Origin of the sequence: Actinotalea sp. JY-7885 (assembly GCF_014525465.1) — a bacterium.
Taxonomy (GTDB): Bacteria; Actinomycetota; Actinomycetes; order Actinomycetales; family Cellulomonadaceae; genus Actinotalea.
In genome coordinates, this window is record NZ_JACEXH010000124.1 from 1 (window position 1) to 10,242 (window position 10,242).

The following is a 10,242-nucleotide window of genomic DNA, read 5'->3' on the forward strand; positions in this document are numbered from 1 at the left end:
CGAGGACCCAGGCCGCCTGGCGGGCGGCGCCGTCGGCCACGTACTCGCCCGGCTGCGGCACGGTGACGTCGAGCCCGAGCACGGCCGGGGCGATGCGGCGCACGGCCTCCGACTGCGCGCCGCCGCCGATGAGCTGGACGCGCTGGACCGGCACGCCCTGGGCGCGCAGCGCGTCGAGCCCGTCGGCGAGCGCGCACAGCATGCCCTCCACGGCGGCGCGCGCGAGGTGCGCCGGGGTGGTGTTGGCCAGCCGCATGCCGTGCAGCGCGCCGGTCGCGTCGGGACGGTTCGGCGTGCGCTCGCCCTCGAGGTAGGGCACGAGCACGAGGCCGTCGGCGCCCGCGGGCGCGGACAGCGCGAGCGCGCTGAGCCCGGCGTGGTCCACGCCGAGCATGCGCGCGGCGGCGTCGAGCACGCGCGAGGCGTTGAGGGTGCACGCGAGCGGCAGGAAGGCGCCGGTGGCGTCGGCGAAGCCGGTCACCAGGCCGGACGCGTCGGCCGTGGGCGCGCCCGAGATCGCGGAGACCACGCCGGACGTCCCGATCGAGATCGCGACGTCGCCCGGGCCCATCCCCAGGCCGAGGGCCGCCGCCGCGTTGTCGCCGGCGCCGGGGCCGAGCAGGAGCGGGGCACCGCCGCCCCGGGCGACCGTGGCCGCCACCTCGGCCGGACCGACGACGCGCGGCAGCACGGCGTCGTGGCCGAGCGCGAGCATCAGCAGGTCGCGCCGGTAGTCGTCGGTGATGGGCGACCAGTAGCCGGTCCCCGAGGCGTCGGAGCGGTCGGTCGTCAGCGCGTCGAGGCCGCCCGTGCCCGGGCCGTGGCCCGCCAGGCGCCAGGTCAGCCAGTCGTGGGGGAGCGCGACGGCGGCGACGCGGGCCGCGTTCTCGGGCTCGGCGTCGCGCAGCCAGCGCAGCTTGGTCACGGTGAACGACGCGACGGGCACGGACCCGATCGCCTCGGCCCACGCGCGCTCGCCGCCGTTCGAGGGCGTGTCCTCGGCGGGGGAGGCGCCCAGCTCGGCGATGAGGTCGAGGGCGGCCTGCGCCGACCGGGTGTCGTTCCACAGCAGCGCGTCGCGGACGACCTCGCCGTCCGCGTCGAGCGCGACCATGCCGTGCTGCTGCCCGCCGACGGACAGCGCGGCGACGTCGTCCAGGCCACCGGCCGCGGCCAGGGCGGTCTGCAGGGCGTCCCACCAGTGGCGGGGGTCGACCTCGGTGCCGTCGGGGTGGGAGGCGCGGCCCGTGCGCACGAGTGCGCCCGTCTCCGCGTCCCGGATGACGACCTTGCAGGACTGGGTGGACGAGTCCACCCCGGCGACGAGCGCCATCGCGTTCTCCTCGGGTTGGTGCGGCGGGGGTTCATGCGGCAGGCCCCGGAGACCTCGCGTGCGGGTCTCCGGGGCCTGCCGGTCGATCAGTGGGTCAGCGGGCGCCGAGCGCGTGCTCGAGGGCCAGCTGGTTGAGGCGGACGAAGTGGTAGCCGCGCTCGCCGAGCTCGTCGGTGTTCACGTCCTCGAACGCCGAGCGGTCCGCGAGGAACGCCTCGAGCGTCTCACCCTCGTCGAGCGTGGGCGTGGCGAGGTCGAACACGCCGGACGCCTCGAGCGCCTCCTGCACCTCGGGGTCGGCGCGGAAGGCCAGCGCACGCTCCTTGAGCAGGATGTAGGTCGCCATGTTGGCGGCGGCCGAGTCCCAGACGCCCTGCATGTTCTCGGTGCGCGAGGGCTTGTAGTCGAAGTGGATCGGGCCCTCGTACCGCGGGCCGCCGCTCGGGAAGCCGTTCTCGAGCAGGTCCACCGTCGCGAACGCGGAGAACAGGTCGCCGTGGCCGAAGACGAGGTCCTGGTCGTACTTGATCGAGCGCTGGCCGTTGAGGTCGATGTGGAAGAGCTTGCCCTGCCACAGCGCCTGCGCGATGCCCGTGGTGAAGTTCAGGCCCGCCATCTGCTCGTGCCCGACCTCGGGGTTCAGGCCGACGATGTCGCCGTTGTCGAGCGTCGAGATGAGGCCGAGCGCGTGCCCGATCGTGGGCAGGAGGATGTCGCCGCGCGGCTCGTTCGGCTTCGGCTCCAGCGCGATGCGCAGGCCGTAGCCCTTGTCCTTGATGTAGCCCGCGACGGTGTCGATGCCCTCGGCGTAGCGCTGGTGCGCGGCGAAGAGGTCCTTGGCGGCGTCGTACTCGGCGCCCTCGCGCCCGCCCCACATGACGAAGGTGTCGGCGCCGAGCTCGGCGGCGAGGTCGACGTTGCGCAGGATCTTGCGCAGCGCGAAGCGGCGCACGCGGCGGTCGTTCGACGTGAACGCGCCGTCCTTGAAGATCGGGTGCGAGAACGTGTTGGTCGTGACCATCTCGACCTTGATGCCGGTCTCGTCCAGCGCGCCGCGGAAGCGGTCGAGGATGCGGGTGCGGTCGGCGTCGTCCGAGCCGAACGGCACGACGTCGTCGTCGTGGAAGGTCACGAACGACGCGCCGAGCTCCGCCAGGCGGTGGACCGACTCGACCGGGTCGAGGTCGGGGCGCGTGGCGTCGCCGAACTGGTCGCGGGCGGCCCATCCGACGGTCCACAGACCGAACGAGAACCTGTCCTCGGGCGTGGGCTTGCGGACCATCTGGCGTCTCCTCGATGAGAGCGGGGCGGGGCGGGGCCCCGATTTGTTGTCCGGATGAACATATCCCCGGATCCTCGGTAGGGTCAAGGCATGACGGAGCGGGCAGGGCCCCCAGGAGCCGGCCCGCGTGCCGGCGCGCCGGCGTTGCGTGCGCGCGCCGGTCGCCACGCGGTGGCCCGCCAGCACAGCCTGCGCCAGCACAACCTCGGGGTGGCGTTGCGCCACGTCCTGGACGCGCCCGCGCCGGTCTCGCGCGCGGACATCGCCGGGGCCACGGGCCTGACCCGCGCGACGGTCTCGGCCCTGGTCGACCGGCTGCTCGCCCTCGACCTCGTCGCCGAGCTCGAGCCCGTGGCCGCGCAGCGCGCGGGCCGACCGGCCGTGCCGCTCGTCCCCGCGCGCGGGACCGTCGCCGCGGTCGGCATGGAGGTCAACGTCGACTACCTCGGCGTGCGGGCGGTCGACCTGGCCGGCGACGTCGTCGCGGAGCACGTCGAGGAGGGCGACTTCCGGGGGAGCGTCCCCCAGGTCGTGCTGGACCGCCTGGCGGGCCTTACCGGTGGCGTCGTCGCCCGGCTCTCGGCCGCCGGCGTCGCGCTCGCGGGTGCGGCGCTCGCGCTGCCCGGCCTGGTCGACGACGTCACCGGCCCCCTGCGCACCGCGCCCAACCTCGGGTGGCGCGACGTCGACGTCGTCGGGCTCCTCACGCAGCACCCCGTGCTCGCGGGCCTGCCGCCCCGGCTGGCCAACGAGGCGAACCTCGCCGCGGGCGCGGAGGCGCGCGCCCGGCGCCTCACGGGCCCGTCGAGCTTTGTCTACGTCTCCGGCGAGGTGGGCGTCGGTAGCGCGATCGTGCTCGACGGGCAGATCTTCGGCGGGCGCCACGGCTGGAGCGGCGAGATCGGCCACACGGTGCTGGGGACGGCCGGGGGCTTCGACGAGGGCGGCTCGCTCGAGAGCTACGCGGGGCAGGACGCCATCCTGCGGCGCGCCGGCCTCGACCGGTCGGAGCCGCTGGCGCGGCTGGTCGCGGTGGCCCGGGCCGGCGAGCCGGCCGCGGTCGACGCCCTGCGCGTCGCCGGGTCGGCGCTCGGGGTCGCGCTGGCCAACGTGGTCAACGTGGTCGACGTGGACCACGTGGTGCTCGGCGGCATCTACGCCGAGCTGGCGCCGTTCGTCGCCGACGCGGTGACCGAGCAGCTGCGGCGCCGCGTGATCTCCGCCGAGTGGTCGAGCGTCGAGGTCGGCGTGGCGCAGGCCGGGCGGTTCCCGGCGATGACGGGCGGTGCCCTCGCGGTGCTCCAGGCGCTCGTGGACGACCCGGCCGGCTGGGCCGGCGACGAGGCACCGGCCCTCGCCGAGGCCTGAGCACGTCGCGTGCACGGGACCGGGGTTCCGCATGCGCGCCGAGACCCAATCGTGACCCGACCGGGACGAACCGGGCCTTGTCCGACTCGATTGGGTTTACTACGTTAAGCCAAGCGCGGGGTTAGTTCAGCGAGACAACAAAAGGGCGACGAGGCCCGCCGACGGACGGCGCGATCCATGCCCGCCGGCGCGAGACGCCCGCCCCGCGGGGCGCCGGGACCACCGGCGCGGGCGACCGACGAAGGGTGACGACGATGTCGATCCGAAGGACCAGGGCCGTGGCGGCCCTCGCGGGGGCCGCGCTGCTCGTCGGCGGGCTCGCCGCGTGCAGCACCGAGCGCACGCCCGAGACGGACCCCACGGGCGGCACGGAGGGCGCCGCGGAGGAGGGCGGGATGATCGGCATCGCGATGCCCACCCGCAGCCTCGAGCGCTGGAACAAGGACGGCGCGAACCTCGAGGCGCTCCTGCAGGAGGCCGGGTACGAGACGAGCCTGCAGTACGCCGACAACAAGGTCGACCAGCAGATCACCCAGATCCAGAACATGGTCAACGGTGGCGCGGAGGTCCTCGTCGTCGCGTCGATCGACGGCACGGCCCTGGGGCCGGTGCTCGCGGACGCCGCGAGCAAGGACATCACCGTCATCGCGTACGACCGGCTCATCAACGACACCGAGGACGTCGACTACTACGCCACCTTCGACAACTACCAGGTCGGCCAGGAGCAGGGGACCTTCATCGAGGAGCAGCTCGGCCTCGCCGACGGCGCCGGGCCGTTCAACCTCGAGCCCTTCGCCGGCTCGCCGGACGACAACAACGCGAAGTTCTTCTTCAGCGGCGCGTGGGACGTCCTGCTGCCGTACGTCGAGTCGGGTCAGCTCGTGGTGCCGTCGGGCAAGTCGCCCGCGAGCAACGAGGAGTGGACGAGCATCGGCATCCTCGGCTGGGGCTCGGACGACGCGCAGGCCGAGATGGAGAACCGCCTCAACTCGTTCTACGCGGGCGGCGAGAAGGTCGACGTCGTGCTCTCGCCGAACGACTCGCTGGCGCTCGGCATCGCGCAGGCGCTCGAGGGCCAGGGCTACGTGCCCGGCGACGAGTACCCGATCATCACGGGCCAGGACGCGGACGAGGCCAACGTCAAGAACATGATCGCGGGCAAGCAGGCCATGACGGTCTGGAAGGACACCCGCACGCTCGCCGAGCAGGTCGCCACGATGGTCGACCAGATCCAGGCCGGTGAGGACGTCGAGGTCAACGACGAGGAGACCTACGACAACGGCGTGAAGGTCGTGCCGACGTTCCTGCTGCCGCCGCAGGTCGTCGTGCCGGAGACGATCGAGGAGCACCTCGTCGGCTCGGGCTACTTCACGGCCGACCAGCTCGGCCTCTGACGGGCGACGGCCCGCCCGGTCGGTACCGGGCGGGCCGTCACCGGCCGTCCTCCGGCATCCCCCGACGCACGCCACACGACAGAGATGCGAGCTGACATGTCGAGCGACGAGACGATCCTCGAGATGCGGGACATCACGAAGCGGTTCCCGGGCGTCATCGCGCTGCAGGACGTCTCGCTCACGGTCCGCCGCGGCGAGGTCCACGCCATCTGCGGCGAGAACGGTGCGGGCAAGTCCACGCTCATGAAGGTGCTCTCGGGGGTCTACCCCGTGGGCTCCTACGAGGGCGCCATCCTGTTCGAGGGCGAGCCCTGCGCGTTCCGCACGATCCGCGACAGCGAGGAGCGCGGCATCGTGATCATCCACCAGGAGCTCGCGCTGAGCCCGTACCTGTCGATCGCCGAGAACATCTTCCTCGGCAACGAGCAGGCCAGCCGCGGCGTCATCGACTGGACGCGGACGAACGTCGAGGCCGCGAGGCTGCTGGAGCGCGTCGGGCTGCACGAGCACGCCGACACCAAGATCGTGGACCTCGGGGTCGGCAAGCAGCAGCTCGTCGAGATCGCCAAGGCCCTCTCCAAGCGCGTGCGGCTCCTGATCCTCGACGAGCCGACGGCCGCGCTCAACGACGAGGACAGCGCCCACCTGCTCGCCCTGCTCCGGAGCCTGCGGGAGCACGGCATCACCTGCATCATGATCAGCCACAAGCTCAACGAGATCGCTGCGATCGCGGACTCCACGACGGTGATCCGCGACGGCCGGGTGATCGAGACCCTCGACATGCACGGCGACGAGCCGGTGAGCGAGGAGCGCATCATCCGCGGCATGGTGGGCCGCTCCCTCGACCACCGGTTCCCGGAGCGCGCGGCCACGATCGGCGAGGAGGCGCTGCGCATCGAGGACTGGACGGTCCACCACCCCGTCCAGCAGGAGCGCGTCGTCGTCGACCACGCGAGCCTGTTCGTGCGGCGCGGCGAGGTCGTCGGGATCGCCGGCCTGATGGGGGCGGGGCGCACCGAGCTCGCGATGAGCGTGTTCGGGCGGTCGTACGGCAGCCGGATCTCGGGTCGCCTCGTCAAGGACGGCCGCGAGCTGCACCTCGCCAAGGTCGGCGACGCGATCCGGGCGGGCATCGCCTACGTGTCCGAGGACCGCAAGCGCTACGGCCTGAACCTCATCGACGACATCAAGCGCAACATCACCGCCTCCGCGCTGGGCAAGGTCTCGCGCTGGGGCGTGATGGACGCGAGCGGCGAGACCCGCGTCGCGGGCCGCTTCCGCACCGACCTGAACATCAAGGCGCCGTCGGTCGACGTCGTCACCGGCACCCTGTCGGGCGGGAACCAGCAGAAGGTCGTCCTGAGCAAGTGGATCTTCACCGACCCGGACGTCCTGATCCTCGACGAGCCCACGCGGGGCATCGACGTCGGGGCGAAGTACGAGATCTACACCATCATCAACCGGCTCGCGGAGGCGGGGAAGGCCGTGATCGTCATCTCGTCGGAGCTGCCCGAGCTGCTGGGCACGTGCGACCGCATCTACGCGCTGAGCCAGGGCCGGATCACCGGTGAGGTGTCCCGCGAGGACGCCACCCAGGAGACGCTCATGCGCTACATGACCATGGAGAGGGAGGTGGCCCGGTGAGCACCCTGCGGCGCAGCCTGGGCGGGGACGTCCGGCAGTACGGGATCGTCGGCGCGCTCATCGTGATCGTGCTCCTGTTCCAGGTGCTGACCGACGGGAAGCTCCTGCTGCCCAACAACGTCGCGAGCCTGGTGGGGCAGAACGCCTACGTCATGATCCTCGCGATCGGCATGGTGATCGTCATCATCGCCGGGCACATCGACCTGTCGGTCGGGTCCGTGGTCGCGTTCGTCGGCGGCGTCGTGGCGCTCGCGATGAACCAGGCCGGCCTGCCGTGGTGGGTCGCGGTGCTCATCGGCCTCGTGGTCGGCGCGCTCGTCGGCGCGTGGCAGGGGTTCTGGGTCGCGTACGTCGGCATCCCCGCGTTCATCGTGACCCTCGCGGGCATGCTCATCTTCCGTGGCCTGGCCATCGTGCTCATCGGCGTGACGCTGGCCGGGTTCCCGGCGCCGTTCGTGCAGATCGCCAACGGGTACGTGCCGAACGAGCTCGGCTACGTGCTCAACCGCGACGTGGTCACGCTGACCCTGGGCGCCGTCGCGATCGCCGCGCTCGTCGTGAGCCAGGTGCGCGCGCGCGCCAACCTCGTCCGGTACGACCTCCAGGTCGAACCGCGGGGCGCCTTCATCGGCAAGCTCGTGCTCTTCTCGGCTGTCATCGGCGGGCTGGCCTGGGTGCTCGCCGGCAGCACGGGAGGCACGCCGATCGTGCTGCTCATCGTGGGCTTCCTGATCATCGTCTACACGTTCCTCATGAGCCGGACGGTCTTCGGCCGGCACGTGTACGCCATCGGCGGCAACCTGCACGCCGCGATCCTGTCCGGCATCGACACCCGCAAGGTCAACTTCTGGATCTTCGTCAACATCGGCACGCTCGCCGGGCTCGCGGGCGTCGTGACGACGTCGCGCGGCGGCGCCGCACTCGCGAGCGCGGGCGGCAACTACGAGCTCGACGCGATCGCGGCGTGCTTCATCGGCGGCGCCGCCGTCACCGGCGGCATCGGGCGCGTCTCCGGCGCGATCGTCGGCGCGCTGATCATGGGTGTCCTCAACATGGGCCTGTCGATCATGAGCGTCGACGCGGCGTGGCAGCAGGCCATCAAGGGGTTGGTCCTGCTCCTGGCCGTGGCGTTCGACCTCCTGAACAAGCGCCGGGCGGGTGGACGCTGACCGTCGCTAGGCTCGCGCCGTGAGCGCACCAGCCCTCGTCCCCGACCCCTCCCGGCTCTGGCTCGGCGGCTACCCCGCCGACGGTCCCGGTGGCCGCGCGGGCACGGGCGAGGGCATCTGGCACGCCCGGCTCGACCCCGGCACCGGGGCGCTCGAGGCCCGTCTCGCCGCCGCGACCCCCACCCCGGCGTTCCTCGCGCTCGCGCCCGACGGCCGCACGCTCTACGCAGCCGCCGAGCAGGCCGACGGGTCGCTCACCGCGTTCGCGGTCGGTCCCGACGGGGCGCTCACCGAGCGCCACCGCATCGGCAGCGGCGGCGGGTGGCCGTGCCACCTCCTGGTCGACCCGCAGGGCCGCGCGCTCTACGCGACGAACTACGCGACCGGCGACCTCGTCGTCGTGCCGCTCGCGGCCGACGGCGGTTTCACCGCCGAGGTGGTCGCCGGCGGCCTCCCCGCCCAGAGCTTTCCGCACCGGGGCTCGGGGCCGCGCGCCGACCGGCAGGAGGGGCCGCACGCCCACTCCGCCGTGCTCGTCCCCGGCGGCCGCCTGCTCGTGGCGGACCTCGGCACCGACGAGCTCCGGCGCTTCCGCGTGCGCGACGACGGCTCGCTCGTCGAGGACGGCGTCGCCCACCGCTTCGCCCCCGGGACCGGACCGCGGCACGTGGCCGTGGTGGCGTCGGCGGACGGGCCGTGCCGGCTCTACGTCGCGGGGGAGCTGAGCGCCACGGTGCACGTCCTGGCCTGGGACGCCGCGTCCGGCGCCGCGCGGGAGCTGCAGGCGGTCCCGGCGTGCGCGAGCCCGCCGGTGACCGGCGACGCCCTGTACCCCGCCCACGTCGTGGTCGACGGCGACCGGGTCGTCGTCAGCGTGCGCGGCGCGGACGTGCTCGCGACCTTCGCCGTGGGCCCGGACGGCCTGCTCGAGCACCTGGGCGACGTGGCCGTGGGCGGCGCGTGGCCGCGTCACTTCGCGCTCGTCGACGGGTGGGCCGTGGTGGCCGCGCAGGGCTCCGCCCGGGTGACCGCGCTGGCGTGGGACGGGGCCGCGCCGGGCCCGGTCGCCGGGTCCGTCGACGTCCCCCACCCCGCCTGCGTGCTGCCGGGCTGAGCGCCGGGACGCGAGCACCGCGCGGACGCGGGATCATTGACCCATGAGGTCGGATCCGCGCGTCGCGATGCTGTCGGTCCACACCTCGCCGCTCGACCAGCCGGGGACGGGTGACGCGGGCGGGATGAACGTCTACGTCACCGACCTCGCCCGTGCGCTCGCACGCCGCGGCGCACAGGTCGAGATCTTCACGCGCGCCACGGCCTCGTCCCAGCCGGACGCGGTGCCCCTCGACGAGGGCGTCCTGGTCCGCCACGTCCCCGCGGGTCCCTTCGAGGGCCTGGACAAGGCCGACCTGCCCGGGCAGCTGTGCGCCTTCACCGCGGGCGTGCTGCGCACCGAGGCCGCGCGCGCGGCCGGGTGGTACGACGTCGTCCACTCGCACTACTGGCTCTCGGGCCACGTCGGCTGGCTGGCCGCCGACCGCTGGGACGTGCCCCTGGTCCACACGATGCACACGCTCGCCAAGGTCAAGAACGCCGCGCTCGCGCCCGGGGACGTGCCGGAGCCGGCCGGTCGCGTCATCGGCGAGGAGCAGGTCGTGGCCGCCGCGGACGCGCTGGTCGCGAGCACCGCCGAGGAGGCCGGCGACCTGGTCGAGCTCTACGGTGCGGACCCCGACGTCGTCCACGTCGTCGCGCCGGGCGTGGACCTCGCGCTCTTCGGCCCCGACGAGCGCGCCGGTGAGGACCCGCGCACGCGCTCGCGCCGCGAGGTCGGGCTGCCCACCGGCGAGCAGGTGGTGCTGTTCGCCGGTCGGGTCCAGCCGCTCAAGGCCCCCGATGTCCTCGTCGGTGCCCTCGCGCAGCTGCGCGAGCGCGGCCTGCCCGTGCCCCTGCTCGTGGTGCTGGGCGGCGCGAGCGGCGCGCGGCGCGCGGTCCACGACCTGCGCGAGCTGGCCGCCCGCCTCGGCGTCGCGGACCGCGTGGTGCTGCGCC

General features: G+C 73.6%; 8 protein-coding genes. 6 read left to right on the forward strand and 2 right to left on the reverse strand.

Annotated features, from left to right (window positions below):
* Both xylB and xylA read right to left on the reverse strand, forming a co-directional pair.
* Window positions 1–1,333 (reverse strand): xylulokinase (xylB, locus tag IDM29_RS11635; RefSeq protein WP_188037554.1); only part of this gene is annotated, 1,333 nt, incomplete at its 3' end.
* A gap of 94 nt (window positions 1,334–1,427) precedes the next feature.
* Window positions 1,428–2,615, reverse strand: a complete 1,188-nt coding sequence (gene xylA, locus IDM29_RS11640) for a xylose isomerase (protein ID WP_182113034.1) — start codon at window positions 2,613–2,615, stop codon at window positions 1,428–1,430.
* 90 nt (window positions 2,616–2,705) lie between these two features.
* Between xylA and IDM29_RS11645 the strand changes: the two genes are divergently transcribed.
* The 6 genes from IDM29_RS11645 to IDM29_RS11670 form a co-directional block, all read left to right on the forward strand.
* Window positions 2,706–3,983 (forward strand): ROK family transcriptional regulator, encoded by a 1,278-nt coding sequence (locus IDM29_RS11645; RefSeq protein WP_182113035.1) that lies wholly within the window; start codon window positions 2,706–2,708, stop codon window positions 3,981–3,983.
* Window positions 3,984–4,237: 254 nt separating this feature from the next.
* Window positions 4,238–5,377, forward strand: coding sequence for a multiple monosaccharide ABC transporter substrate-binding protein (gene chvE / locus IDM29_RS11650; protein ID WP_182113036.1), 1,140 nt, complete (start codon window positions 4,238–4,240; stop codon window positions 5,375–5,377).
* Window positions 5,378–5,473: 96 nt separating this feature from the next.
* Window positions 5,474–7,021, forward strand: a complete 1,548-nt coding sequence (gene mmsA, locus IDM29_RS11655) for a multiple monosaccharide ABC transporter ATP-binding protein (RefSeq protein WP_182113037.1) — start codon at window positions 5,474–5,476, stop codon at window positions 7,019–7,021.
* On the forward strand, window positions 7,018–8,190 hold the full coding sequence (gene mmsB, locus IDM29_RS11660; RefSeq protein WP_182113038.1) for a multiple monosaccharide ABC transporter permease: 1,173 nt from the start codon (window positions 7,018–7,020) through the stop codon (window positions 8,188–8,190). Before mmsA ends, mmsB begins: the two co-directional genes overlap by 4 nt.
* A gap of 19 nt (window positions 8,191–8,209) precedes the next feature.
* On the forward strand, window positions 8,210–9,304 hold the full coding sequence (locus tag IDM29_RS11665; protein WP_182113039.1) for a beta-propeller fold lactonase family protein: 1,095 nt from the start codon (window positions 8,210–8,212) through the stop codon (window positions 9,302–9,304).
* 43 nt (window positions 9,305–9,347) lie between these two features.
* Window positions 9,348–10,242: glycosyltransferase (locus IDM29_RS11670; RefSeq protein WP_188037555.1), on the forward strand; the 895-nt coding region annotated here is incomplete at its 3' end.